The organism is Kitasatospora sp. NPDC059973 (genome assembly GCF_042737525.1).
GTDB lineage: Bacteria > Actinomycetota > Actinomycetes > Streptomycetales > Streptomycetaceae > Kitasatospora.
This window is the reverse complement of record NZ_JBHWUI010000103.1, coordinates 1-24341: the sequence shown is the minus strand read 5'-3', so window position 1 is coordinate 24341 and position 24341 is coordinate 1. Positions and strand designations below refer to the sequence as shown.

General features: G+C 75.1%; 22 protein-coding genes. 9 read left to right on the top strand and 13 right to left on the bottom strand.

Features of this window, described 5'->3' with window-relative positions; all coding sequences use genetic code 11:
• Window positions 1–2: 2 nt before the first annotated feature.
• From ACFWA9_RS25645 to ACFWA9_RS25630, 4 genes are all read right to left on the bottom strand, one after another.
• Window positions 3–1253 carry an SIS domain-containing protein gene (locus ACFWA9_RS25645; protein ID WP_329487917.1) on the bottom strand — a complete coding sequence of 417 codons (1251 nt, stop codon included), beginning with the start codon at window positions 1251–1253 and terminating at the stop codon, window positions 3–5.
• Between the two features lie 87 nt (window positions 1254–1340).
• Window positions 1341–1523: a Trm112 family protein gene (locus tag ACFWA9_RS25640; RefSeq protein WP_329487918.1), complete on the bottom strand. Its 183-nt coding sequence runs from the start codon at window positions 1521–1523 to the stop codon at window positions 1341–1343.
• A 149-nt stretch (window positions 1524–1672) separates the two neighbouring features.
• A complete protein-coding gene (locus tag ACFWA9_RS25635) occupies window positions 1673–3058 on the bottom strand; it encodes a phosphomannomutase/phosphoglucomutase (RefSeq protein WP_380390041.1) in 1386 nt (461 codons plus the stop codon).
• Between the two features lie 165 nt (window positions 3059–3223).
• Complete coding sequence (locus ACFWA9_RS25630) at window positions 3224–3589, bottom strand: DUF3499 domain-containing protein (RefSeq protein ID WP_329487920.1); 366 nt, start codon at window positions 3587–3589, stop codon at window positions 3224–3226.
• 162 nt (window positions 3590–3751) lie between these two features.
• On the opposite strand from ACFWA9_RS25630, the gene ACFWA9_RS25625 reads away from it, so the two are divergent.
• Complete coding sequence (locus tag ACFWA9_RS25625; protein WP_329487921.1) at window positions 3752–4204, top strand: metallopeptidase family protein; 453 nt, start codon at window positions 3752–3754, stop codon at window positions 4202–4204.
• A 54-nt stretch (window positions 4205–4258) separates the two neighbouring features.
• Here ACFWA9_RS25625 and ACFWA9_RS25620 read toward each other — a convergent pair whose 3' ends face one another.
• The 3 genes from ACFWA9_RS25620 to ACFWA9_RS25610 form a co-directional block, all read right to left on the bottom strand.
• The gene (locus ACFWA9_RS25620) at window positions 4259–5956 is read right to left on the bottom strand and encodes a DUF5719 family protein (RefSeq protein ID WP_359810210.1); all 1698 of its coding nucleotides are present in this window, start codon (window positions 5954–5956) and stop codon (window positions 4259–4261) included.
• 6 nt (window positions 5957–5962) lie between these two features.
• Window positions 5963–9847 carry a glycosyltransferase gene (locus ACFWA9_RS25615; RefSeq protein WP_380390038.1) on the bottom strand — a complete coding sequence of 1295 codons (3885 nt, stop codon included), beginning with the start codon at window positions 9845–9847 and terminating at the stop codon, window positions 5963–5965.
• A 226-nt stretch (window positions 9848–10073) separates the two neighbouring features.
• Entirely contained in the window at window positions 10074–10346 is a 273-nt protein-coding gene (locus ACFWA9_RS25610; protein ID WP_148644569.1) for a WhiB family transcriptional regulator, read from the bottom strand.
• A gap of 606 nt (window positions 10347–10952) precedes the next feature.
• On the opposite strand from ACFWA9_RS25610, the gene ACFWA9_RS25605 reads away from it, so the two are divergent.
• The 3 genes from ACFWA9_RS25605 (at window position 10953) to ACFWA9_RS25595 (ending at window position 13904) form a co-directional block, all read left to right on the top strand.
• Window positions 10953–11591 (top strand): cysteine dioxygenase, encoded by a 639-nt coding sequence (locus tag ACFWA9_RS25605; protein ID WP_380390035.1) that lies wholly within the window; start codon window positions 10953–10955, stop codon window positions 11589–11591.
• Window positions 11592–11655: 64 nt separating this feature from the next.
• The gene (gene cofD, locus ACFWA9_RS25600) at window positions 11656–12615 is read left to right on the top strand and encodes a 2-phospho-L-lactate transferase (protein ID WP_380390033.1); all 960 of its coding nucleotides are present in this window, start codon (window positions 11656–11658) and stop codon (window positions 12613–12615) included.
• Window positions 12612–13904 carry a coenzyme F420-0:L-glutamate ligase gene (locus ACFWA9_RS25595; RefSeq protein WP_380390031.1) on the top strand — a complete coding sequence of 431 codons (1293 nt, stop codon included), beginning with the start codon at window positions 12612–12614 and terminating at the stop codon, window positions 13902–13904. The genes cofD and ACFWA9_RS25595 overlap by 4 nt, the downstream gene beginning before the upstream one ends.
• A gap of 3 nt (window positions 13905–13907) precedes the next feature.
• Here ACFWA9_RS25595 and ACFWA9_RS25590 read toward each other — a convergent pair whose 3' ends face one another.
• Genes ACFWA9_RS25590 through ACFWA9_RS25580 form a run of 3 tightly spaced genes read right to left on the bottom strand, consistent with a single transcriptional unit; the run spans window position 13908 to window position 15604 of the window.
• Window positions 13908–14354 (bottom strand): PIN domain-containing protein, encoded by a 447-nt coding sequence (locus ACFWA9_RS25590; protein WP_380390029.1) that lies wholly within the window; start codon window positions 14352–14354, stop codon window positions 13908–13910.
• The gene (locus ACFWA9_RS25585; RefSeq protein ID WP_380390027.1) at window positions 14351–14599 is read right to left on the bottom strand and encodes a type II toxin-antitoxin system Phd/YefM family antitoxin; all 249 of its coding nucleotides are present in this window, start codon (window positions 14597–14599) and stop codon (window positions 14351–14353) included. Before ACFWA9_RS25585 ends, ACFWA9_RS25590 begins: the two co-directional genes overlap by 4 nt.
• A 24-nt stretch (window positions 14600–14623) precedes the next feature.
• Window positions 14624–15604 (bottom strand): DNA-3-methyladenine glycosylase family protein, encoded by a 981-nt coding sequence (locus tag ACFWA9_RS25580; protein ID WP_380390025.1) that lies wholly within the window; start codon window positions 15602–15604, stop codon window positions 14624–14626.
• A gap of 6 nt (window positions 15605–15610) precedes the next feature.
• Here ACFWA9_RS25580 and ACFWA9_RS25575 point away from each other — a divergent pair, with 6 nt between their 5' ends.
• Window positions 15611–16102 carry an SgcJ/EcaC family oxidoreductase gene (locus ACFWA9_RS25575; protein ID WP_352289062.1) on the top strand — a complete coding sequence of 164 codons (492 nt, stop codon included), beginning with the start codon at window positions 15611–15613 and terminating at the stop codon, window positions 16100–16102.
• Between the two features lie 17 nt (window positions 16103–16119).
• Here ACFWA9_RS25575 and ACFWA9_RS25570 read toward each other — a convergent pair whose 3' ends face one another.
• Window positions 16120–17256 (bottom strand): peptidoglycan recognition protein, encoded by a 1137-nt coding sequence (locus tag ACFWA9_RS25570; RefSeq protein WP_352289065.1) that lies wholly within the window; start codon window positions 17254–17256, stop codon window positions 16120–16122.
• A gap of 104 nt (window positions 17257–17360) precedes the next feature.
• Between ACFWA9_RS25570 and ACFWA9_RS25565 the strand changes: the two genes are divergently transcribed.
• From ACFWA9_RS25565 to ACFWA9_RS25555, 3 genes are all read left to right on the top strand, one after another.
• Window positions 17361–18152, top strand: coding sequence for a TIGR03089 family protein (locus ACFWA9_RS25565; RefSeq protein ID WP_352289068.1), 792 nt, complete (start codon window positions 17361–17363; stop codon window positions 18150–18152).
• Window positions 18153–18188: 36 nt separating this feature from the next.
• The gene (locus ACFWA9_RS25560) at window positions 18189–19478 is read left to right on the top strand and encodes an LCP family protein (RefSeq protein ID WP_380390022.1); all 1290 of its coding nucleotides are present in this window, start codon (window positions 18189–18191) and stop codon (window positions 19476–19478) included.
• 213 nt (window positions 19479–19691) lie between these two features.
• A complete protein-coding gene (locus ACFWA9_RS25555) occupies window positions 19692–21353 on the top strand; it encodes an LCP family protein (protein WP_380390020.1) in 1662 nt (553 codons plus the stop codon).
• A 3-nt stretch (window positions 21354–21356) separates the two neighbouring features.
• Here ACFWA9_RS25555 and ACFWA9_RS25550 read toward each other — a convergent pair whose 3' ends face one another.
• Together ACFWA9_RS25550 and ACFWA9_RS25545 are read right to left on the bottom strand one after the other, a co-directional pair.
• Entirely contained in the window at window positions 21357–21974 is a 618-nt protein-coding gene (locus ACFWA9_RS25550) for an acyltransferase (RefSeq protein WP_380390018.1), read from the bottom strand.
• 65 nt (window positions 21975–22039) lie between these two features.
• A complete protein-coding gene (locus tag ACFWA9_RS25545; RefSeq protein ID WP_329487935.1) occupies window positions 22040–23080 on the bottom strand; it encodes a glycosyltransferase in 1041 nt (346 codons plus the stop codon).
• A gap of 164 nt (window positions 23081–23244) precedes the next feature.
• On the opposite strand from ACFWA9_RS25545, the gene ACFWA9_RS25540 reads away from it, so the two are divergent.
• Window positions 23245–24341 (top strand): LCP family protein (locus ACFWA9_RS25540; RefSeq protein WP_380390016.1); only part of this gene is annotated, 1097 nt, incomplete at its 3' end.

The following is a 24341-nucleotide window of genomic DNA, read 5'->3' as shown; positions in this document are numbered from 1 at the left end:
GCTCAGGACTGCGCCGCGAGCCCCAGGTAGACGGCGGCGAAGTCGGTCAGCGCGATCAGGTCGGCCAGCGCGTGCAGCGGGTCGGGCCGGGTGGTGGCGTACTCGGTGAGCCGGACGTCGTGGGCGGCGGCCAGCCGCTGCCCGCGGGTGACCGGGTAGCTGCGCGGACGCTCGTCGTCGGCCGGCACCTCGGCCGGGCCCCGGTCCTCCTCGCCGGGGGCCGGCGTGCCGGGGAGGTGCCGCAGCACCAGCACCTGGAGGTGCAGCGGGTCGGGCTCGTCGACCCGGTCGCGGAAGAAGTCGTCGGGGTCGGCCCCCGCGCCGAGCTGACCGGCGAACATGCCGCGGTGCGCGGTCAGCACCTGCGGCAGCAGGCCGGCCGGCGCCGGGCGGCCGGCCCGCTCGGCGAGCTGGGTGGTGAACCGGGCGGCGGCCGCGCCGGCCACCGGCCCCTCGGCCCAGAGCAGCGGCACGGTACCGGCCAGCCGGGCGGCCAGGCTCTTGGCGGGGTTGGTGTACGCGGCCGCGTCCGGCCGGCAGCGCACGGCGGCCTCGTCCAGCAGGTCCGCGGTGGCGGCCGGCGCGTCGTAGGGCAGCTGGGTGACGCCGAGCTTCTGGGCCAGCGCCAGCAGCGGGGCGAGGTGGGCCCAGAGCGCGGCCGGGTCCTCGGCCGGGAGGTCGGGCTCGGCCCCCGGCCCGGCCGGGGGCGTGCCGTCGTCGGGCAGGTTGGACGGCACGTAGGGCAGCGGCAGCGCGCGGACCTGGAGGGCGGCCTCGGCCAGCCGGCTGCCGGCGGGGGCGGTGACGACGATGGCGCAGCCGCGCGCGTAGGCCTGTTCGGCGAGGGCGACCAGGCCCTGCTCGCCGCCGTCGGCGGAGCTGATCACCAGCAGGTCGAGCGGTCCGGCCCAGCCCGGGAGCTGCCAGGCGAGGCCGTCGGCGAACACCGGCGGCGCGCTGGCCCGGTCGGTGCGCGGCGGCGCCGCCGCGTCGGTGGGCGGCAGCGGCGCGATCAGGCTGGCGGTGCCGGCCAGCGCGGCGAGGATCTCGCCCGCCGTCAGCGCGCTGCCGTGGCCCGCCACCAGCACGGCGCGCGGTCGGCCGTCGGGGCGCAGCCGGTCCAGGCCGGCCGCGTCGGCGAGCCGCAGGGCGGTGCGGACCCGTGCGCCGGCGCCGGCCAGGGCCAGCAGCGCGCGGTCGCGGTCGGCGCGCTGGAGGGCGGCCGGGTCGTCGAGCAGGGTGTCGTCGAGCATGCGGCGGGCCTCCGGCTGCTGGCAGGGCGCTGGGGGTGGCGGGGGCGGGTACGGGTCCGTGCCCCCTGCGGGTCTTGGCCCCAAGGATCAGGCCGGGCGGCGGGCCTCGTCCACCAGCAGGACCGGAATGCCGTCCCGGACGGGGTAGGCGAGGCCGCAGCCCTCACCGGTGCAGAGCAGCTCGGGGTGCTCCTCGCTGCCGCCTTCGGTGAGCGCGGCCCGGCACTGCGGGCAGACCAGGATCTCCAGCAGGAAGGATTCGAGCTTCATGGGGTGTCGGGCTCCAGATCTCGGGGGTGGCACGGCGGTGCCCCGGCCAGGAGGAAACCCTACCGGCCGGGGCACAGGCGGCGTGCGTCAGGCGCGTGCGTCGGGCGCACGCCTCGGGACGCCCGCCGGGGGCGTGCGTCGGGTGGGTGTCAGCCGCGGACGATGGCGAGCACGCCGTCGCGCAGCTCCGCCATCCGCGCCGGGTCCTTGGCCTCGACGTTGAGGCGCAGCAGCGGCTCGGTGTTGGAGGCGCGCAGGTTGAACCACCAGTCCGGCCCGGCGACGGTGAGACCGTCCAGCTCGTCCACGGTGGTGCCCTCCAGGCCGGCGTACGCGGCGCGGACGGCGGCGGAGCGGTCGGCCTGGTCGGCGACGGTGCTGTTGATCTCGCCGGAGGCGGCGTAGCGGTCGTACTCGGCGGTGAGCGCGGAGAGCGTGCCGTCCTGCCCGCCGAGGGCGGCCAGCACGTGCAGCGCGGCCAGCATGCCGGTGTCGGCGCGCCAGAAGTCGCGGAAGTAGTAGTGCGCGGAGTGCTCACCGCCGAAGACCGCGTCGGTGACGGCCATCTCCTGCTTGATGAAGGAGTGGCCGACCCGGGTGCGGACCGGCTTGCCGCCGAGCTCGCGGACCACCTCGGGGACGGTCCAGGAGGTGATCAGGTTGTGGATGACGGTCGGCTCGTCCTCGCCGGCCGCCTTGGCCCGGGCGATCTCGCGGACCGCGACCAGGGCGGTGATGGCGGACGGGGAGACCGGCTCGCCGCGCTCGTCGACCACGAAGCAGCGGTCGGCGTCGCCGTCGAAGGCGAGCCCGAGGTCGGCGCCGACCTCGCGGACCTTGGCCTGCAGGTCGACGAGGTTCTTCGGGTCGAGCGGGTTGGCCTCGTGGTTGGGGAAGGTGCCGTCCAGCTCGAAGTACATCGGGACGAGCTCGATCGGCAGGCCGTCGAAGACGGTCGGCACGGTGTGGCCGCCCATCCCGTTGCCGGCGTCGACGGCGACCTTGAGCGGGCGGATCGCGGTCAGGTCGACCAGGCCGAGCAGGTGGTCGGCGTAGCCGCGCAGGGTGTCCTGGGCGGACAGCGCGCCGGGCTTGACGTCCCGCACGGGCACGGTGACCGTGTCGCCCTCGCCGGTCCACGACTCGACCAGCTCGCGGATGTCGGCGAGGCCGGTGTCCTGGCCGACCGGGGCGGCGCCGGCCCGGCAGAGCTTGATGCCGTTGTACTGCGCCGGGTTGTGGCTGGCGGTGAACATCGCGCCGGGCAGGTCGAGCTTGCCGCTGGCGTAGTACAGCTGGTCGGTCGAGCAGAGGCCGATCTCGACCACGTCGGCGCCGTAGGCGGCGGCGCCCTCGGCGAAGGCCCGGCTCAGCGACGGGGAGGACGGCCGCATGTCGTGGCCGGTGACGATCGAGGACGCTCCGGTGACCTGCACGAACGCGGCGCCGAAGGCCCGCGCGAGGCTCTCGTCCCACTGGTCCGGGACGACGCCTCGAACGTCGTACGCCTTCACGAGCTGCTTGAGGTCGCGCACTGCGGCTCCACCCTGGTCTCTGTCTGATCGGTGTGCTTCCCGGGGGCGGCCGGCCGCCCCCGGGTCACGATACGTCGGGGCACCGCGCCGTCGGGCGGGCGGTAGACGGGCAGCGTACCGGGGCCGGGTGGCCGCTCCTCGCCCGGTGCGGGCGGGGCGGGCTCGTCAGTTGTCGGGCGAGCGCAGCACGCGCAGATGACCGCGGCGGCCGGCCTCGGTGGACTCGCCGTCGGGGCCTCGGCCCTGACGGGGGGTCTGCGGGCGGGCGGCCTCGCGGACGGCGTTGGCGAGCGCTTCGAGGTCGTCGCTGCTGCGGCGCAGCGGGCCGGCCTCGGCGGCGAGCCGGACGACCTCCCAGCCGCGCGGGGCGGTGAGGCGCTCGGCGTGCTCGGCGCACAGGTCGTAGCAGTGCGGCTCGGCGTAGGTGGCGAGCGGGCCGAGGACGGCGGTGGAGTCCGCGTAGACGTACGTCAGCGTCGCGACGGCCGGTCGGCCGCACGCGGTCCGCGAACAACGACGTACAGAGCTCACGAGGGTGGACGGTACCGCACTCCTCGCCGGGGAGCGAAGACCGCCTGTCCGGAGGGCGTGCCGTGTCGCGCTCCGCGCGCCCGTCCGTGCGCCCGCCGCCCTGGCCGTTCGCTGTCGAGGTGGTCCACTTCCGACCGTCCAAGGACTACCCTCGGCAGTGATATGGACAGCTCTGCACCGCAGTCATCGACGGGACCTTCGCGCCGCCCGCGCCACCGCGACCGGCACGGCAGGGGTCTGCGCGGCCCGCTGGCGCCTCCGCAGGTGCCGATCTCGCTCACCCGCTCCGAGTTGTTCGACGACTACGTGCGCGAGTCGGTGGAGCGTCTCGAACGGCGTTGGCCTCAGCTGATCGAAGTGGAGTTCGCCGTCCAGGAGGTCCCGCTGCGCGAGGCGCAGGGGCCGGACACGGACGGCGGGGTGCCGCTGGGGCAGGTGTCGCCGGGCCGGCAGGGGCGCAAGAGCCAGATCGTGGTGTACCGCCGGCCGGTGGAGATCCGGGCGAAGTCGCGCGAGGACCGCGCCGCCCTGGTGCACGAGATCCTGATCGAGCAGGTGGCGGAGCTGCTGGGGCTGTCGCCGGACGCCATCGACCCTCGCTACGACGAGGAATGACCCGACGACGGAGGGGCGGTACCCGGTGCCGGGTACCGCCCCTCCGTCATGGCGTCAGCGGAGCACGACCGCCGGGTCCTGGGCGGCCCGCGGGACCTTGACGCTGCTGCGGTCGTCGCGGAGCGCCTGGACGGTGAACATCGGGACGTCCTTGGTCGGGATCGCCAGCATCCGGGCGGCCACGACGGGGCCGCCGGAGACGGTCTCCACGGTCAGCGCGAAGGCGCCGTTCAGACCGGTGGGCTCGGGCGCCGGGACGGCGACCGTGCCGCCGGCGGGCAGCTCGACGTCCTTGCTGACCGGGGTGCCCCCGCCGCTGCCGGCCGAGGCGGTGACCTTGACCTTGGCGGCCTCACCGGTGGAGGTGAGGAAGAGCGTGGTCGGGCCGCCGCCGCGGTTGTCGGCCACCGTGGCGCGGGCGCCGACCGGGGCGGTCCCGGTCAGCCAGGCGGCGTCGGACTTGCCGTTCTGGCCCACCCGGTCGATCCGCAGGCCGGCCACCACCGGGGTGGGGTGCTTGTCGTCCGTGGGTGACAGGCGCAGGCCGGCCACCTCGTCCCGGGTGACCTTGCCGAGGTCGACGGCGGCCACCATGCCCGCCTTGACGTGGATCGACTCGTTGCCGGCCGGGGTGAACAGGCCGTTCTTGCCGGAGAGCTGGATCTTCAGGTCCGCGTCGTCCTCCGGCGGCGCCCAGACCACCAGGTGGGCGTTGGCGGTGTCGGCGGGCAGGCCCGGGAGCACCTGGACGGGCGCCGGGGCGGCCGAGGCGGGCACCCAGTCGGCGCCCTTGCTGCCGTCGGCGGCGTGCACGGCGGCGCCGACCCGGCCGCTGCGGGCGACGACGTGCACCGCGAGGTCGGCGACCTGGCCCTTGCTGATGGTGGGCAGCAGGACCGACTGCGAGCTGCCGGGGGCGACGGTGATGCCGTTGGCGGCGTCGTTCTCGATCAGGCCCTTGTCGCCGTACAGCTTGATGTCGACCACGGCCGCGGTGGCCTCGGTGTTGACCAGGCTGACGTAGTCGACCCGGTCGCCCGCGGTGCTGGCGCCGGCGAACCAGAAGCTGGTACCGGCCGGAGTGCAGGTGAGGCCGGAGAGGCCCTGGCCGCGCTGCTCGGTGACGGTGGTGGTCTGGGTCACGGTGAAGCCGGGCGCGAGGGCGCCGGTGGCGACCGCGCCGGTCCCGGGGGCGTTGTCGCTGTTGGCGGCGGGGGCGACCACGGGGGCGCCCGGCTTGGTCAGGTTCAGCCGGGCGTCGCCGGGCGCGGTGTCCTTGGCCGCGACCGGCGCGGTGGAGGCGGCGGCCGTCGGGGCGGACGGTGCGGGAGCGGAGGGCGCCGGGGCGGCGGGGGCCGAGGGCGCGGTGGCGGGCGCCGCCGCGTCGGCGACCCAGCCGACCCCCGCGGCCGCGTCGCCACCGGTGCCGGTGCCGGTGCCGGGCGGGGTGTAGGCGGTGAGGGTGGTCGAGCCGGTCAGGCCCTGGAGCGGCTGCGGGCAGACCAGGGCGGTCCGCTCGACCTGCGCCGAGGTCGCGGCGCCGCCCTGGTCCGGGCCGGCCGCGGTGGCCGGCGGGCGCACCTGGGCGACCCCGAACACCACGGCGAGCACCGCGGCGGCGGCCAGCAGCGACTGGGTCGTCTTCGTCCCTCCGGACGACCCCGCGGGGCCGGCCGCGGCGAACGCGGCCTCGTCCGGTGCCCCGGAGCCGGTCCGGCCCTTGGACTTCTTCGGGAAGGCGGGCTTCTTCATCGCGGGTCAGCTCCCCGATCCGTGGTGGTGCGGGTACCGGCCCGGCCCGTTGGGGTTGTTGGGGTTGTTGGGGTCATTCGGATCGTTCGGGTCGTAGTAGGGCTCGCCCTGCGGCTGCCCCGGCACCCACGGCTGCTGCCCGTCCTGCTGGTAGGGGTCGTAGCCGCCGTACTGCTGGTCCTGCTGGTACGGGTCGTAGCCCTGCTGGCCGCCCTGCGGGTAGGCCTGCTGCTGGTACCCGTCGCCGCCGTACTCCTGGCCGCCGCCGTACGGCGCGGCGGTCGGCTGCTGGGCCGGGTAGGAGCCGTAGCTGTACGGGTCGGCCTGCTGGTACGTCTGGTACGGGTCGGCGTACTGCTCGGCCTCCTGGACGGCCGCGGCCGCCTGGACCGCCTCGACCGGCGGTTCGCCCGCGGGCTGCGGCGGGATCGCGCCCGGCCGGCCCTCGTACACGCCGCCCTCGCCGTCCCCGTCGCCGCCTTCGCCGCCCTCGCCGCGTTCGGCCATCCGGCGGGCCCGGCGGCTGCCGGGGGCGGGCGCCTGCGCCTGGGCGGCGGCCGCCAGCGCGGCGGCGGCGACGACCTCCTCGGGCAGGTCGTCGTCCTTGTGGTTGCGGCGGCCGGGCAGCGCCAGCACCAGGACGGTCAGGCCGAGCAGCAGCTGGGCCCAGATCCAGCCGGTGTGCAGCAGGCCGCCCTCCCGGGTGACCACCAGCTTGCCGGCGGCGGCCGGGAGCTTGAAGCCCTGTGCCCAGCCGTCGACGGTGGTGGCCTCCAGCGCGGCGCCGTCGAGGGTCGCCTTCCACTCGGGGCCGGCCGCCTCGGCGAGGCGCAGCACCCGGCCCTCGGGACCGGCCGGAACGGCGGTGTCGAGGTCGCGCTCGCCGGACGGCACCGCCACGGGGGTGGTGCCGGGGGCGGTGATCAGGGCGCGGGTCGCGGGCGTGCCGTTGACCTGCCAGAGCGCGGTGCCGCCGTCCTGGTTGGCCTTGACCAGGCCCGGGGTGGTGTCCAGGACGTCCTTGAAGGCGCCGATCGCCGGCTGGTCGACCAGCACGTAGGCGATGCCGTAGTCGGACAGCGCCTCGGCCTGGTCGGCTCCGGAGCCGGCCAGCAGGCTGCCGACCACCTTGTCGAGGCGCTCGGTGGTGCCGGTGGCCGGGTCCACGGTGGACTCGGCCTGGCCGAGCGTCACCCCGGCGCCGCGCACCAGGGTGTAGCGGACCGAGCCGCCCTTCGGGTCGCCGGTGACGACCAGGGTGCGGGCCCGGTCGCTGGTACCGGCCTCCTCGGCGATGAACGCGGGCACCTGGGCGGCCGGGGCCCGGTGCAGCGGGCCGTCGGCCCCGGTGACGGCCCACCAGACGCCGGTGCCGAGCGGGGCGAGCACCGCGGCGGCCACCACCAGGGCGGCGACCGGCTGGCGCCAGCCGAAGGCAATGCCGGCCACCCGGGCGTTGGCGCCGTCGGCGCCGATCGCGGCGGCGGCCAGCAGGGCGATGCCGGCGAGCAGCGAGGCCGGGCCGGCCCACGCGGGCACGGCCGGGCCGCCGGAGGCGGGGGTCACCGAGGTGCCCGCCACCGCGACCGCGAAGACCAGGCCGGCACCGGCGGCGCCCCAGGCGGCGAGCACCGCGCGGCGGCGGTCGGCGCGCAGCAGCGCGGCCAGCGCGGCGAGCACCACGCCCGCCGACAGCCAGACCGGCGGCACTCCGGCGCCGCCCGGGTTGACCAGCAGCAGGCCGACGGCGTTCGCGCCGCCGCCGTGCAGACCGGGCAGACCGGCCTCCAGCAGCAGCAGCTGGGGGTGCGAGAGCACCTGCAGCGACCAGGGCGCGAGCACCAGCACCGGCGCGCCGAGGATCACCAGCACGCGCAGCCCGAGCAGCCGCAGCGCGGCCCCGCCGGAGCCGAACGCCCCGCCGCGCACCACGGCGGCGGCGAGCATGGCCAGGCAGAGCGGCACGGCCAGCGCCCACGCCAGCGGCACGAAGGCGGTGGCGAGGGTGAGCAGCAGGACGGTCATCCAGACCGGGCGCCAGCCGGGCCGGGCGCCCTTGGCGGCGCTCTCGGCGCGGATGCCGAGGCCGGCGGAGATCGCGGCCGCGCGGGCCAGCGGCGGCAGCAGGACGGCGAGGACGGCGGTGCCGATCCGGCCCTGGGCGAGCGCGCCGGTGGCCGCGGGCAGCAGGGCGTAGGTGGCGCTGGCCCAGGCACGGACCAGCTTGGAGTCGAGCAGCGGCCGGGAGACCAGGTAGGCGCTGACGGCGGCGAGCGGCACGGCGAGGACGACCAGCAGGGTGACCGCGAGGTCGGCGTGGTCGAACAGCGCCCAGGAGAGCACCGACAGCACCGCGAGGTACGGCGGCGCCGCCGCGGTGGAGCCGGTGCCGACGGGGTGCCAGGCGTCCGCGTACATCGACCAGAGGCCGCCGGCGCCGTCGGTGGCGGGCAGCAGCGCGCCGCCGAACAGCGCGCCGGCGCCGAACAGGCCGCGGCAGGCGACCAGCGCGAAGACCAGCAGCGCGGCGAACAGGACCGGCGCCGGGCGGCGGGCCAGCTTCTTGATCAGCGTGAACTGCTCGACGACCAGGTCCTCGGAGTCCTCGTCGCCCGGGCCGGCCTCGACCGAGCCGTGCCGGCCGGCCCCGGAGTCGTCGCCGCCCCCTATGCCGAGCGAGCCGATCACGCCCTCGACGGCGAGCCGGGCGGTGGCTCCGGGCGCCGGGAAGAGCGAGCGGTCGTCCAGGGCGTCGGCGGCCCGCAGCCGGGCCCGGCGTTTGCGGGCCGCCAGCAGCCGGGGCAGCCGGAGCAGTTCGTGGCCGAGACCGGCGAGTTCGTCGAAGGCCTGCTTCGGGTCCTTGCCGAGCAGGTTGGTGACCACCCGCAGCAGGGTGCCGAGCACCAGCCGCAGCAGGACGTAGGGGAAGAGCGCGCCCTTGGAGTTGGCGAGCAGGGTGTAGACGGCGCCGGCCTTGTCCAGCCGGTGCGGGTGGGAGGGGCCGCAGTCGATCGCGCGGCGCTCGCGGCTGGCCGCCTCGGCGTGCCGCAGCACGGCGTCGGGGGCGACCACGACGCGGTGGCCGGCGGCGTTGACCCGCCAGCAGAAGTCGGTGTCGTCGCGCATCAGCGGCAGCGCCCGGTCGAAGCCGCCGAGCTCCTCGAAGACGTCGCGGCGGACCAGCATGCCGGCGGTGGAGACGGCGAGCACCGGGCGGACCTGGTCGTGCTGGCCCTGGTCCTGCTCGCGGCGGTCGAGGCCGGTCCAGCGGCGGCCGGAGCGGGCGATGGTGACGCCCACCTCCAGCAGCTGGCGGCGGTCGTACCAGCTGCGCAGCTTGGGGCCGACGACGGCGGCGCTGGGGGTGGAGTCGGCGACCTGGAGGAGGCGGCGCAGCGCGTCGGTCTGCGGCTCGCAGTCGTCGTGCAGCAGCCAGAGCCACTCGACCGGCTGGGTCTCCCGGGGGCCGCCGCGGCCGAGGTCGTCCTCGTGGCCGAGCGGGTCGCCGAAGTCGTCCCAGCCGCCGGTGACCGGGTCGTAGCCGGACGGGTCGAGCCGGTAGGGGAGGTCCTCGGGGCGCAGCGGCGGGCTGTTGAAGACGGCCTCGCCGACGGCGGTGCCGAAGCCGGCCCGGCGGCCGAGGACGATCGGGCCGCTCTCCGGGAGCCAGTCGGCGAGGGTGTCGGCGAGCAACTGCGGGGAGCTGTCGGTGGAGCCGGTGTCGACGGCGAGCACCCGCTGGACCTGACGGTCCTGGCCGAGCAGGCCGGCGAGGGCCTGTGGCAGCCAGCGGGCCCCGTCGTGCGAGACGATCACCGCGGTGACCAGGTGGCGCGGATAGGCGGGCGGCCTGGCAGCGGTGAAGCCGCTCTGGTGGCTGTAGACGGTCATCGAGTGCGCGGGCCCCAGTTCTCGGTGGACACAGCCGGTGAACGGCAACCGGATGGCGCACCACACTAACGGCTCCGGATGGCGCCGCCGTCCGCGGGCCGTGGAGGAGCTGTGCGCACCGGGCCGCGCAGGGGCCCGGAAACACGGAAGCGCCCCACCGTCGCGGTGAGGCGCCCGTCGAGCTGTGCGGTTGTCGGAGGGTCAGCAGGGCCAGGGGCCGCCCCGGTCAGACCGCGCTCTTCTTGAGCCGACGGCGCTCGCGCTCGGAGAGGCCGCCCCAGATGCCGAACCGCTCGTCGTTGGCGAGGGCGTACTCCAGGCACTCGGAGCGGACCTCGCAGGCGAGGCAGACCTTCTTGGCCTCGCGGGTGGAGCCGCCCTTCTCCGGGAAGAAGGACTCGGGGTCGGTCTGGGCGCACAGCGCGCGCTCCTGCCAACCGAGTTCTTCTTCCTCCTCCTCGATGCCGTCACCGATCAACAGCTCAAAGAGCTCGCTCATGTGGCGCGCCTCCTCTGCCCCTATTTGGCGTCCCCGTGGTTGCCGTTGCCTCGTGCGGCGGACGACACGAGAGAAATTACAGTTGCGTCACTCTGGCCCAGTCAAGCCGAGCTCTGGTATTGGGGCCAGGATTCACTCCCCGGCACCAAGCCGTTACGAATAGTGTACATATCTGGACACATCGGACTAACAGCCCGGATCCCGTCGAACCCTGACAACCCTCCACCACGTGACGCGCAGTCATCGTCACAGGTCGGTCATCGGCCTGCCTTCCCGGCGATCTTCTCATCGAAACCTAGAGGGTGATTTATCACCCCATCGGGTAGTTCATGGCCTATCCCGCCCGATTGCCCCGGCTCATGAGTTGACACTGGAGCGCTCGATGCGGTCTCCTTTCCCACATGTCAGAGTTCACTCGCCCCCGGAGCGGTTCCGCGCTCCGCCGTGCCGTGAACCCCTGTTGTCGCCTCTGTTCCTGTATCTAGGCGCCCGCTGTCCCACCGCGCGCCGCCCAGGAAGCACAGAGGCCGCCCGCGATTCCCGCCCCAGGACATCCCGGATCCGGCTGATCCCTGTCGAACCAGCCGTACTCCGAGGACGACTCCCGTGCGCATGAACCGCATCCGCAAGCGGAACCGCGACCGCAACAAGCTCACCCGCCGTGGCCTCGCGCCCACCACGCCTTCCCCGGCGGCCACCCGGCCCGCCCGCGGCTGGGCCGACGGGCTGAGCGACGTCTCCATCGCCGGCGACCCGCTGGCCTTCCCGCACCTGGCCCGCACCGACCTGCCCGGCCACCCCACCACCGTCGCCGGCTACGCCCGGCTGGTCCGCGAGATCGCCGCCGACCGCGCCCGCTGGGAGCCGCTGGTCCGCTACGACGCGCTCACCCGCTGGTACGCCCGGCTGGAGACCGGCCCCGGCTACGAGGTCTGGCTGCTCAGCTGGCTGCCCGGCCAGAGCAGCGGCTTCCACGACCACGGCGTCTCCTCCGGGGTGATGAGCGTCGTCCGGGGCGAGCTGATCGAGCGCTCCCTCACGCACGCGGGCGAGGGTGCCCGCACCCTGCGCCCGGGCGGGCAGCGGGTGTTCTCCTCCGGGTACCTGCACGAGGTGGTCAACGGCGCGCTGGAGCCCGCCGTCTCCATCCACCTCTACACGCCCGGGCTGACCGAGATGAACCAGTACGGCGGCGGCGCCACCGTCCCCGAGCAGCACCCGCAGGAGCAGGCCGAGGCCCGCTGACGACGGGCGGGCGGCGGCCCGCGGACCGGGCTGACGGCCAGTCGGGCCGTGGCAGGATGGGCGCATGCGCATCGTGGCACTGGCAGGCGGAATCGGTGGGGCGCGCTTCCTGCGCGGACTCAAGGAGGCTCTCGGCCCGCAGGACGAGATCACCGTCATCGGCAACACCGGCGACGACATCCACCTCTACGGCCTGAAGGTCTGCCCCGACCTCGACACCGTGATGTACACCCTCGGCGGCGGCATCAACGAGGAGCAGGGCTGGGGCCGCACCGACGAGACCTGGTCGATCAAGGCCGAGATGAAGGAGTACGGCGTCGGGCCCGAGTGGTTCGGGCTCGGCGACCGCGACTTCGCCACCCACCTCGTCCGCAGCCAGATGCTCACCGCCGGGTACACCCTCAGCCAGGTCACCGAGGCGCTCTGCGTGCGCTGGCAGCCGGGCGTGCGGCTGCTGCCGATGAGCGACGACCGGGTCGAGACCCACGTGCGGATCACCGACGCGGACGGCACCCGGGCCATCCACTTCCAGGAGTACTGGGTCCGGCTGCACGCCGCCGTCGACGCCGAGGCGATCGTCCCGGTCGGCGCGGACACCGCCAAGCCCGCGCCCGGTGTGCTGGAGGCCATCGCCGCCGCCGACGTCATCCTGTTGCCGCCGTCCAACCCGGTGGTCTCGATCGGCACCATCCTCGCCGTGCCCGGCATCCGGGCCGCGGTGGCCGCCGCCGCGGCGCCGGTGGTCGGGCTCTCCCCGATCATCGGTGGGGCCCCGGTGCGCGGCATGGCCGACAAGGTGCTGGCCGCCGTCGGCGTCGAGGCGACCGCGGCGGCGGTCGCCCTGGACTACGGCGCCGACCTGCTGGACGGCTGGCTGGTGGACACCGTCGACGAGGCCTCGGTCGGCGCGGTCGAGGCCGGCGGGATCGCCTGCCGGGCCGTGCCGCTGCTGATGACGGACGTCGCGGCGACCGCCGAGATGGCCCGGGCCGCGCTGGCGCTCGCCGAGCTGGTGCGGGCGTGACCCTGCACGTCCTGCCCGTCCCGGGCCTGCCCGAGATCGACGCCGGCGCCGACCTCGCCGCGCTGATCGCCAAGTCCGGGACGTACCAGGACGGCGACATCCTGCTCGTCACCTCGAAGATCGTCAGCAAGGCCGAGGGCCGGGTGCTGCGGGCCGCCGACCGCGAGGCCGCGATCGACGCCGAGACCGTCCGGGTGGTCGCCCGGCGCGGCCCGGTCCGGATCGTCGAGAACCGCAACGGCCTGGTGATGGCCGCCGCCGGGGTGGACGCCTCCAACACCGCCGCCGGCACCGTGCTGCTGCTGCCCGAGGACCCGGACGCCTCCGCCCGCGCGCTGCGCGCCCGCCTCCAGCAGCTGACCGGGCTGCGGCTGGCCGTCGTCGTCACCGACACCTTCGGCCGGCCCTGGCGCAACGGCCTCACCGACGTCGCGATCGGCGCCGCCGGACTGCCCGTCCTGGAGGACCACCGCGGCCGCACCGACAGCCACGGCAACGAACTGGCGATGACCGTCACCGCCACCGCCGACGAACTCGCCGCCGCCGCCGACCTGGTCAAGGGCAAGTCCACCGGCACCCCGGTCGCCGTGGTCCGGGGCCTCGGCCACCTGGTCACCGCCGAGGACGGCGCGGGCACCCGCCCGCTGGTGCGCGCCGCCGCGGACGACATGTTCCGGCTCGGCACCTCCGAGGCGGTCCGGCAGGCCGTCACCCTGCGCCGCACCATCCGCGCGTTCACCCCCGAACCGGTCGACCCGGGCGCCGTCCGCCGCGCCGTCGCCGCCGCCGTCACCGCGCCCGCCCCGCACCACACCACGCCCTGGCGGTTCGTCCTGCTGGAGTCGGCCGCGGTCCGCACCCGGCTGCTGGACGCGATGCTCGCCGCCTGGCAGCGCGACCTGCGCGAGCTGGACGGCTGGGACGACGCGCTGATCGCCCGGCGCACCGCCCGCGGCGACGTCCTGCGCGACGCGCCCTACCTGGTCGTCCCCTGCCTGGTGATGGACGGCTCGCACGACTACCCCGACGCGCGCCGCGCCGCCGCCGAACGCGAGATGTTCACCGTCGCCATCGGCGCCGCCGTGCAGAACCTGCTGGTCACCCTGGCCGGCGAGGGCTACGGCACGGCCTGGGTCTCGTCCACCATGTTCTGCCGCGACACCGTGCGCGCGGCCCTCGACCTGCCGGCCGGCTGGGACCCGATGGGCGCCGTCGCGGTCGGCCGCCCCGCCGAACCGCCCCGCGACCGCCCGGCCCGCGGCGCGGACGCCTTCATCGAGGTGCGGTAGGGATCAGCACCCCAGGTCGTCCGGCAGCAGCCGGAAGGACTCGTGGTTCGTCAGCGGCCTGATCGCACGGAAGTGCCGGCGATCGACGGTCAGCACCGCCGCGGTCCGGAACTCGGCCGCCAGCGCGACGTTGATCGCGTCCGTCAGCCCCATGTTCAACGCCGGGTAACGGCGCATCACGACCCGTGCGGCACTGAGGTGGGACGCGACCTCCGGGACCTCGAAGCGCCCCACGGCACACTTGTCGATCACGTCGTCGAGAATGCGCATCGCCGCATCGGCGCCGAGCGCCTTGGTGGCCAGGTAGTCCAGTTCGGCGAGCACCAGGGGTGAGATGACCAGGTGCCCGACCGTACGCAGCGCCGCCTGGCACGCCGCGTGCTCGCGCTCCGCGCGGGAGTAGCACGCGAGCAAAGCGCCGGTGTCGCCCACGACCGCGACCTCTGTCACGCGCCGAACCCTTCCATGTGCCGGTCGAGGTCGTCCAGGACCCGGTGGCCCTCGAACGACGGCATGTCGTCCACCTCGTCACCCATCGGGTCGGTCCTGAACGGGTACACGGGCTCGGCGCGCTCCGGCGGCACGATCGTGGCCACGTGGCGGCCGTCCTTGGTGACCGTGACGGTCTCTCCGCGTTCGACGGCTCCTATCACTCTGGCCGTCTGCTGGTTCAGCTCCCGCATGGTTGCTTCCATGCCGCCAATGTACTACGCCGTAGTTCACCGCCGCCGGTGGTCGTTGGGGGTCAGCCGGGGGCCGTAGCGCGGGGCGTGGGTGCCGGTGCTCAGCAGCAGGCGGCAGAGGCGGTGGCGGTGCGGGCGGTACGGCTCCAGCAGGGCCAGCATCTGGGTGTCGTCGCTGCGGGGGCGGCCGGCCAGGGCCCAGCCGACCAGGTTGGGGAGGTGGTAGTCGCCGACCGAGACCGCGTCCGGGTCGCCGTTGCTGCGCTGCAGGGTCTCGGCGGCCGTCCAGATCCCGATGCCGGGCACGGAGGTCAGCCGGGCGAACGCCTCGGCGTGGTCCATCGCCGAGGCCTCCTCCAGCCGGGCGGCCAGCCGGACGGCGCGCACCACGGTGGCGGAGCGCTTCGGGTCCACCCCCGCGCGGTGCCACTCCCAGCTGGGGACGAGCGCCCACTCGCGGGCCGACGGCGCCACCCGCATGCCCTCGGCCGGGCCGGGCGCCGGGGCGCCGAAGTCGCGCAGCAGCGTCCGCCAGGCCCGGTACGCCTCGTCGGTGGTCACCTTCTGCTCCAGGATCGCGGGCACCAGCGACTCCAGCACCAGCCCGGTCCGGGTGAGCCGCACGCCGGCCGCCCGCCGCTGGGCCTCCCGCAGCGGGCCGGGCGGCAGCACCAGGGCCGCCGGGTCGTCCTCGGCGCCGAGCAGCACGGGCAGCCGGTCCAGCAGCCACGCCGCCCCCGGGCCCCAGGCCCGCGCCTCGACCTCGCCGTCGGCCGGCCTGGCCAGCACCCGCAGCGTGCCGATGCCGGCCGGGGTGCGGGAGGCCCGCCAGACCGCGCCGTCACCGGTGGTCCGGTAGGCCGGGTCGGCCGGCCCGCGCCGCAGCGGCAGCAGGGTGCGGGCCACGTCCAGCGGGAAGCCCGGGCGCCAGAGGCGCACCCGCGCACCGGTCGCCGCCTCGTCCGACACCGCCCCGCGCCTCCTCCGCTGTCCGGCTCCACCGCCTTCGCCGACCATGGGGATATGAACGATACGCGGCTGCCGGAGCTGTCCCACGCCGACGAGGGCGCGGTGCGGGCGCTCTACCACCGGACCCTGGACGGGTGGAACCTGCGGGACGGCGCGGCGTGCGCCGGACCGTTCGCCGAGGACGGGGAGATGGTCGGATTCGACGGAACGAGGTACGCGGGGCGGTCGGTGATCGCCGCCGAACTGGGGCGGATCTTCGCGGACCACGCCACCCCCGAGTACGTCGCCAAGGTGCGGCGGATCCGGGCGCTCGGCCCGGGGGTGGCCGAGCTGGACGCCGTCGCCGGTCTGGTGCCGGACGACGCCGAGGACCTCGATCCCGGTCTGAACGCCCTGCAGACGGTGATCGCCGTCAACGCGGGCGCGGGCTGGCGGATCGCGCTGCTGCAGAACACTCCGGCCCGGTACGACCTGCGGCCGGACGTCGCGCGGGCGCTGACCGCCGAGCTGCGGGCGCTGCTCCCCCGGGGCCCCGGCCCGGTGTAGGCCCCGGGCTCGCGGGTTCAGCGTGCCCAGGGGGCCGCCGGGCGGGCGGCGCTCTGCAGCGCGGCCGCCTGGGTGCGGACGGCGGGGAGCAGCGGGTAGAGGGTGGCGCCGGGGCACTCGGTGGCGACCGCGTCGCGGTGGCCGGAGACGGCGTCGAAGGTGGCGGTGGTGCCCTTGGGGTAGCGGGTGCCGTCGGCGCCGGAGACCAGCTGGGTGCGGCCGGCGGCGTCCTGGCCGGCCAGCCCGAGCTTCCAGGCGGCGAGCCGGGCGAGCCCGTCCGGTACGGCCGGCGGCGGGGTGTCGGTGACGAAGGTGCCGAGCACCGCGACGCCCGCCGAGTCGGTGTTGAAGCCCAGGGTGTGCGCGCCGTGCACCGCGAGCTCGGCGCCGCCGGCCCGGCCCTCGTAGAGGGTGCCGCAGCGGTCGACCAGGAAGTTGTAGCCGATGTCCCGCCAGCCGTTGCTCTGCACGTGGTACTGGTAGATCGCCCTGATCATCCGGGGCGCGTCGGCGCAGTCGTACTCGGTGGCGGTCGCGGTGTGGTGGACGAAGACCACCCGGACCGGGCCGGTGTACTCGACCTGCGGGTCCCGGAGGGACTCGTCGGCGCCCCAGCCGGCCCGGGTGACGACGGCGGGCCGGGCGGCCCGGCGCCCGTCCGGCGGTTCGGCGGGCAGCGTCCGGCCGGCGGCCCCGGCGGCGCCCTGCCCGGGGTCGACCAGGTCGAGCCGCAGGCCGTCCGGCAGGCCGCGGGGGCCGGCGGTGACCTGGACCGCCACGCCGTCGCTCGGACCGGTCCAGAGCGGCGCCGTCGCTCCACCGCCCGGGGTGTCCGGTCCGTCCTCGCCGTCCGCCTCCAGCACCTGCCAGTCGCCCCAGACGTGGGTGGCGGCGTCCCTGGTGCGGACCCGGACGGAGCCGCCGTCGAGCGAGCGGGCGGGGCCGTTCCAGCCGACGCCGAGCAGTTCGAACGGGCGGGTGGCGCGCGGCGCCAGGGCGCGGTCGGCGCCCAGCGGCAGCGAGGTGACCGAGCCGCCGCCGGCCGAGGTGCGGCGCTGCTGGGCGGGATCGGCGGCGGCCGCGGCCGGAACGGGCTGGAGGAGCAGGACGGCGGTGCAGCCGGCGAGTGCGGCGGCCGGCAAAGAGATACCCATAAAAGGGATGTTCAGCGCAAAACACCGAACTCGCCATGCCACCTCGCGCAGGGTCCGCCACCCCTCCCGGTCGCCCACTCGAAGGCCGTAGGCTGGGGCGCACCATGACTGCGCCTTTCGCTGCCGATGCCCGAACCCCTGTCGAGCTGCTGCACGCATTCCTGCGAGGTGGCACTCCCTCAGTCGACCCCGCGGCTCCGCTGGTCACCTTCTACGACGACGCCACCGGCGAACGGGTGGAACTCTCCGCCCGGACCTTCGACAACTGGGTGGCCAAGACCGCCAACCTGCTCCAGGACGAGCTGAACGCCGGTCCGGGTGACCGCGCCGCCCTCCTGCTGCCCGCCCACTGGCAGAGCGCCGTCTGGCTGCTCGCCTGCTGGTCGGTCGGTGTGACGGCGGTGCCGGCCGGCGACCCGGCCGACGCCGACCTGGTGGTCAGCGGACCGGACGGCCTGGAGGCCGCCCAGGCCTGCGAGGGCGAACGGGTGGCCCTCGCCCTGCGTCCGCTGGGCGGCCGGTTCCCCCAGCGCCCGGACGGCTTCCTCGACTACGCCGCCGAGGTGCCCGGCCAGGGCGACCGCTTCGCGCCGTACTCCCCCGTCACCCCGGACGCGCCCGCGCTGGAGACCGGCATCGACGGCCTGCCGCTGAAGCTGACCGGCGACCAGACCGTCCAGCTGGCCCGGGAGGGCGCGGCCCGGCTCGGCATCACGGCCGGCGACCGGGTGCTCTCCACCCTCTCGTACCAGGACTGGGCGGGCCTGGAGGCCGGTCTGCTGGCACCGCTGGCGGCCGGCGCCTCGGTGGTGCTCTGCCGCAACTCGGAGGGCCTGAGCGCCGAGCAGTGGGAGAAGCGGACCGAGTCCGAACGGGTGACACTGCGCCTCGGCTAACCCCCGGCTCCGGCCCGGCGGGTAGGCATCCCTGCCATGGCCGAGGACGACACCGAGCACCCCCCGACCGAGAACCCCCCGACCGGGGACGCCCGCGCGACCGCGGGCTCCCCGGCCCGGGACTCCCCCGACCCGGAGCCCGCGGCCCCGGACTCCCCGACCAGGCCCCGGCGCAGGCGCCGGCGGTGGCTGATGATCACCGCCGGCGCCCTCGCCCTCCTGCTGGTCGCCTGCGGCACCGTGCTCTGGATCGCCTACCGCAAGCTGGACGGCAACATCCGGACCGACTCCGCCACCGACCAGCTGCTGGCCCGGCTGGAGGCCGAACGGCCCAGCCGCACCGCGGGGGCCAAGGGCGCCGAGAACATCCTGCTGATCGGCAGTGACGACCGCACCGGCGCCAACGCCACGTACGGCGAGGCCGGCGGCCAGCGCTCGGACACCACGATCCTGCTGCACCTGGCGGCGGACCGGAAGCACGCGACCGCCGTCTCCATCCCGCGCGACGTCATGGTCACCGTGCCGGTCTGCGAGAAGCCGGACGGCACCCGGAGCAGGCAGGTGCTGGCGCAGTTCAACTCGGCCTTCGAGACCGGCGGTCCGGCCTGCTCGATCCGGGCCGTCGAACAGCTGAGCGGCATCCGGATGGACCACTACGTGATCCTCGACTTCCACGGCTTCAAGACGATGGTGGACGCCGTGGACGGCGTCGAGGTGTGCGTCCCGCAGGCGATCCACGACAAGGACGCCAAGCTGGACCTGCCGGCCGGGCGGCAGACCCTGCGCGGCGAACAGGCGCTCGGCTACGTCCGCGCCCGGGAGACCCTCGGCGACGGCAGCGACACCCAGCGGATGGGCCGTCAGCAGCAGTTCCTGGCCGCCCTGATCCGCAAGGTCCAGTCGCAGGGGGTGCTGCTGAACCCGGCCCGGCTCTGGCCGGTGCTCGACGCGGCGACCTCCTCGGTCCGGGCCGACGGCGGCCTCTCCTCGCTCGGCGCGCTCTACGACCTGACCCAGGACCTGCGCGGCATCCCGTCCGCCGACGCGGTCTTCCTGACCGCGCCGCGCCGCCCGTACCGCTTCGACTCGGACCGGGACGAGTTCGTGCAGCCGCTGACCACCCAGCTGTTCACGGCGCTGCGCGACGATCGGTCGATCACCGTCCGCCCGCCGGGCTCGCCCGACCCGTCGGCGGTGGCGGGCGCGAGCCCGGGGCCCTCGGGGGCGGCCGGATCGGACCGGGCCGCCGGTGCGTCACCCACCGCGACCACGGCGCCCTCGTTCGAGGGACGCACCGCGGACATGGACGGCTGCGCGATCCATTGACCGCCTGGTCAGGGTCACCCTTTTGTGTACAGATCATGAACCGAAATGGCTTTCCGGGGAATTCACCGGAACACGATGTGCCTGGTGAATTGCGGTTCCCGAACATGGCGGAGATCACACCAGGAACAATTCCCGTACTCGACTCGTCTAGTGTGTCCGGGTCGGCGCGCAGCCCGTGCGCCACCCGAGGACCGGTCGGAGGGAGGGAACCCCGTGCAGCAGGACAGCCAGCAGACCGACCCCGCCGACCCGCGGATCCCGCCGGCCCACGGCGCGCCGTACCGGTCCGAGCCGGCCCGGTCCGAGCAGGCCGCGGGCATCCCGGTCCAGCGCCGCCGGACGCCCGGCACCGCCGCCGAGGCCGCCCCCGGGGCCGCGCACACCGGCGGCCGGGCCGCCCGCCGCCGCCAGGCCGCCGCCGCGCGCCCGCGCCGGCGGGTGCTGAAGTGGACCGCCGGCGTCGGCGCGCTGGTCCTGGTGGCCGGCTGCGGCGGGGCCTACTACGCGTACCAGCACTTCAACAACAACATCACCGCCGTCAAGGTGCAGCTGGGCAGCGAGGCGGAGCGGCCCAAGGCGGCCGGCGACGCGCTCAACATCCTGGTCATCGGCACCGACAGCCGCGAGGGCCTGGGTCGCGAGTACGGCGACGAGGGCAGCACCGGACACGCGGACACCACCCTGCTGTTCCACGTCGCCAAGGACCGCAGCAACGCCACCGTGATCAGCATTCCGCGCGATCTGATGGTGCCGATCCCCGACTGCGAGAACACCGGCGGCAAGAAGATCCCCGGTTCCGCGCGGGCCATGTTCAACGAGAGCCTCGGCCAGGAGGGCCGCGATCCGGGCTGCACCTGGAAGACCGTCGAGAAGGCGACGGGAATCCGGGTCGACCACTTCGTGATGGTCAACTTCGATGCCGTGAAAACGCTCTCCACCGCCGTCGGCGGGGTCGAGGTGTGCGCGGCCAAGGACATCAACGACGCGGACTCGCACCTTCGGATGAGCAAGGGCCGGCACGTCGTCCAGGGCGACGAGGCGCTGGCCTTCGTCCGCACCCGGCACGCCGTCGGCTTCGGCGGCGACCTCACCCGGATCCCGCTGCAGCAGCAGTTCATCAGCTCGATGATCCGCTCGATCAAGAGCAGTGACACCCTGACCAGCCCGACCAAGCTGTGGAAGCTCGCCGACGCCGCCACCAAGGCGCTCACCGTGGACGACGGGATCGGCAGCGTCGACAAGCTGAAGGACCTGGCGCTGGACATCAGCAAGGTCGACACCAAGAACATCACCTTCACCACCGCGCCGGTGCTGGACGACCCGAAGGACAAGGACCGGCTGGTGCTCAAGCAGCCGGACGCCGGGCAGGTGTTCTCGCTGGTCGCCCAGGACCGCTCGCTGACCGGGAACGGCGCGGCCGCGCCCGGGGCCGGCGCCACCGAGGCCGCCGCCGCGCCGACGGCGGCCGCGCCCTCGCCGACGGCCACCGTCGCCGCGGTGGACACCAAGGACGTCCGGGTGGCGGTGCACAACGGCAGCGGGACGCCCGGGCAGGCCCAGCAGGCCGTCGACAAGCTCCGGGCCCAGGGCTTCGCCAAGGCCGCCACCGCCCCCAACGCGACGGCCACGCCGAGCAGTTCGGTGTCCTACCCGGCCGGCAAGGCTGCCGAGGCGGCCGCGCTGGCCGCCTCCCTCGGACTCCCGGCCGACGCGGTCCGGGAGGACCCGAAGGCCGGCAGCAGGGACGGGCTGGCCGTGGTCCTCGGCAAGGATGTCCTGGCCGCCGCGAACGCCGTCCCGTCCGTCGCGCCGACCGAGGCGCCCAAGGACCTCCAGCGCGTCCAGGCGGACGACACCGACGTCTGCGCCAAGTGAGCCTCAGCGCGGGGCGAGCAGGCCGTCCGTCTCGCGGTAGCGCTCACCGGTGCGCGGGCAGCGCCAGTCGTCCCCGCCGTCCGGCTCCAGCGGCTCGCCGGCCCGGCCGACCCACTTGATCCGGCGGGCCGGGACACCGGCCACCAGGGCGAAGTCCGGGACGTCCCGGTGCACCACGGCGCCGGCCGCGACCAGCGCCCAGCGGCCGACCGTCACCCCCGCGACCAGCACCGCGCGGCCGCCGATCGAACAGCCCTCCCGGAGGGTCACCCCGCGGGCGTGCCAGTCGTCGCCGCGCTTGAGCCGGCCGTCGACGTCGACGGAGCGCGGGTAGAGGTCGTTGGTGAGCACGGCCGCCGGGCCGATGAACACGCCGTCCTCGACCACCGCGGGCTCGTACACCAGCGCGTGGTTCTGCAGCTTGACCCGGTCCCCGATCCGCACGCCCGGGCCGACGTAGGCGCCGCGCCCGATGACGCAGTCGGCGCCGATCACCGCGTCCTCGCGCACCTGGGCCAGGTGCCAGACGGTCGTCCCGGCGCCGAGCACCGCCCGGCCGTCCACGTCCGCGGTCGCCTCGACCCGGGCACCGACGACGGACCCGCCCTCAACTGTCCCCATGGCGCCCGACGATAGCGTCGGGGCGGGGACGGTGAGAGCGGGTCGGGGGGATTGGCCGGATCGGGTCAGCGGGCCTCGGCGACCACGTCGGCGGTCGCCGGGGACCGGCTGGCGATCACCCGGCGGGCCAGCGAACGCGGCGAGGTGAGGAAGCCGAAGCCCCAGCTGAGGTGCATGGTCGCGAAGGCCACCGGGAGCAGCGCCTTGGCCTTCGCCGAGAGGCCGCGGCCCTCGACCAGCGCACCACCGACGATGCCGAGCAGATAGGCGCCGGGCACCGCGAGGAAGGCCGGGTGGACGGCCGCGCCGAGCACCAGCCCGAGGGTCACGCCGAGGAAGGCCGCCGGCGGGGCGAGGTAGCGGAAGTTGACCGAGCCCTTGTGGTAGCGGGTGACGACCCGGCGCCAGCGGCCGTAGTCCTTGTACTGCTTGGCCAGCGCCCGCACGGTGGGCCGGGGACGGTAGGTGACGCGCAGCTGCGGGGTGAACCAGACCAGCCCGCCCGCCTGCCGGATGCGGTAGTTGAGCTCCCAGTCCTGGGCGCGGACGAACTCCTCGTTGTACCCGCCGAGCCGCTCCAGCACCTCGCGCCGGAACACCCCGAGGTAGACGGTGTCCGCCGGGCCCGCCAGGCCGCCGGTGTGAAAGGCCGCGTTGCCGACCCCGATCTTGGAGGTCATCGCGGCGGCGACGGCGTTCTCCCACTCGGTCTCGCCCTCGGCGTGCATGATGCCGCCGACGTTGGCGGCCTCCATCTCGCCGAGCAGCCGGACCGCCGTGGTGATGTAGCCGGGGGTCAGCAGGCCGTGCCCGTCGACGCGGACCACTATCGGATGGCTGGAGCCGCGGATCGCGGCGTTCAGCCCGGCGGGGGTGCGGCCGGTGGGGTTCTCCACCGTCCTGACCCGCGCGTCCTCGGCGGTCAGTTCGGCGGCGATCTGCGCGGTCCGGTCGGAGGACGGACCGAGGGCGATCACCACCTCCATCGGCCCGGCGTAGTCCTGTTCCAGGATGTGCCGGACGGCCGTGCGCAGGTGTCGTTCCTCGTTGAGCACCGGCATGATCACGGAGACCGCCGGCAGCTCCTCAGCAGCCTTGGTGTTCATCGGGGCCAACCGTACCGGTGCGGACCGGTCTCCGTCTTGTCCCGGTCTGGGCGACGTGACGCCCCCGGCGCCGAAGGAACGATTCGCCGCTCCGGCCCACCGTACTCTCCGCCCCCGGCGCGCCCTCACCGGCCCCGGAGCGGGCCGCCCCTACCATCCGAGAGATGCCCGTTTCCCCCCGTTCCGCCCTGCCCGGACGGCGCCGTGCCTGGCCCCGCCGACTGGCCGCCGGCATCGCCTTCGGCGTCCTCACCGCCTCCGGCGGCGGCTGGGCGGTCCTGCACGGCCTCGGCTCGATCGACCGGGTGGACGCCTTCAGCGGCGACGCGGCCCGGCCCGCCGACGACGGCTCCACCACCTTCCTGCTGGTCGGCACCGACGAGCGGGAGGGCATCCCGGAGAAGACGCTCAAGGAGGTGCTGCACGCCGGGGGCGAGTCCTGCCACTGCGCCGACACCATGATGATCGTCCAGGTCGCCGGGGACGGCTCCCGGGCCAGCGTGATCAGCATCCCCCGGGACTCCTACGTGGACATCCCCGCCCACCGGGACCAGGTCACCCGCAAGGACGTCCCGGCCGGCAAGGGGAAGGTCAACGCGGCGTTCGGGATGGGCGGGCCGCAGCTCACCGTCGCCACCGTGGAGCAGAACACCGGGTTGCGGATCGACCACTACCTCCAGCTGAACTTCGCCGGGTTCGTCTCCGCCGTGGACGCCGTCGGCGGCGTGCGGGTCTGCACCAACAAGCCGCTCAAGGACGACTACTCCGGCCTCGACCTGCCGGCCGGCACCAGCACCCTGGACGGCGCCGGCGCGCTCAGGTACGTCCGTGCCCGGCACGTGGACGGCAGCGCCGACCTCGGCCGGATGCACCGCCAGCAGAAGTTCGTCGCCCAATTGCTGCACCAGGTGACCGACAGCGGCACGCTGTTCAACCCCGTCCGGCTGGCCCGGCTGACGGACAGCCTGCTCGGTTCGGTGAAGGCGGACAAGGACCTCACCACCGACGACCTGATCACCCTGGCGTCCAGGCTGAGGGAGCTCTCGGCGGGGCGCGCTGACTTCGCGACCGTGCCGCTGGCGAAGCTGGACCACCAGGTGGCCGGCTGGGGCTCGACCGTGCTCTGGGACCAGGCGGGGGCGAAGGCCCTGTTCGACGCCGTCCGGGCCGGGCGGCCGCTGAACGCCGCAGCGGGCGCGGCGGGCCCGGCCCCGGGCTCGGCACCGGCCGGCGAGCTTGGTCTCCAGGCCGCCGCCGAACC

What these genes read in the sequence shown, in the direction of transcription:
- ACFWA9_RS25620 (WP_359810210.1), bottom strand. Translation starts at nt 5,956, where the DNA reads ATGAAGAAGCCCGCCTTCCCGAAGAAGTCCAAGGGCCGGACCGGCTCC.
- ACFWA9_RS25575 (WP_352289062.1), top strand. Translation starts at nt 15,611, where the DNA reads ATGAACGATACGCGGCTGCCGGAGCTGTCCCACGCCGACGAGGGCGCG.
- ACFWA9_RS25645 (WP_329487917.1), bottom strand. Translation starts at nt 1,253, where the DNA reads ATGCTCGACGACACCCTGCTCGACGACCCGGCCGCCCTCCAGCGCGCC.
- ACFWA9_RS25585 (WP_380390027.1), bottom strand. Translation starts at nt 14,599, where the DNA reads ATGGAAGCAACCATGCGGGAGCTGAACCAGCAGACGGCCAGAGTGATA.
- ACFWA9_RS25565 (WP_352289068.1), top strand. Translation starts at nt 17,361, where the DNA reads ATGACTGCGCCTTTCGCTGCCGATGCCCGAACCCCTGTCGAGCTGCTG.
- ACFWA9_RS25570 (WP_352289065.1), bottom strand. Translation starts at nt 17,256, where the DNA reads ATGGGTATCTCTTTGCCGGCCGCCGCACTCGCCGGCTGCACCGCCGTC.
- ACFWA9_RS25640 (WP_329487918.1), bottom strand. Translation starts at nt 1,523, where the DNA reads ATGAAGCTCGAATCCTTCCTGCTGGAGATCCTGGTCTGCCCGCAGTGC.
- ACFWA9_RS25545 (WP_329487935.1), bottom strand. Translation starts at nt 23,080, where the DNA reads ATGAACACCAAGGCTGCTGAGGAGCTGCCGGCGGTCTCCGTGATCATG.
- ACFWA9_RS25550 (WP_380390018.1), bottom strand. Translation starts at nt 21,974, where the DNA reads ATGGGGACAGTTGAGGGCGGGTCCGTCGTCGGTGCCCGGGTCGAGGCG.
- cofD (WP_380390033.1), top strand. Translation starts at nt 11,656, where the DNA reads ATGCGCATCGTGGCACTGGCAGGCGGAATCGGTGGGGCGCGCTTCCTG.
- ACFWA9_RS25610 (WP_148644569.1), bottom strand. Translation starts at nt 10,346, where the DNA reads ATGAGCGAGCTCTTTGAGCTGTTGATCGGTGACGGCATCGAGGAGGAG.
- ACFWA9_RS25625 (WP_329487921.1), top strand. Translation starts at nt 3,752, where the DNA reads ATGGACAGCTCTGCACCGCAGTCATCGACGGGACCTTCGCGCCGCCCG.
- ACFWA9_RS25615 (WP_380390038.1), bottom strand. Translation starts at nt 9,847, where the DNA reads ATGACCGTCTACAGCCACCAGAGCGGCTTCACCGCTGCCAGGCCGCCC.
- ACFWA9_RS25580 (WP_380390025.1), bottom strand. Translation starts at nt 15,604, where the DNA reads ATGGTCGGCGAAGGCGGTGGAGCCGGACAGCGGAGGAGGCGCGGGGCG.
- ACFWA9_RS25560 (WP_380390022.1), top strand. Translation starts at nt 18,189, where the DNA reads ATGGCCGAGGACGACACCGAGCACCCCCCGACCGAGAACCCCCCGACC.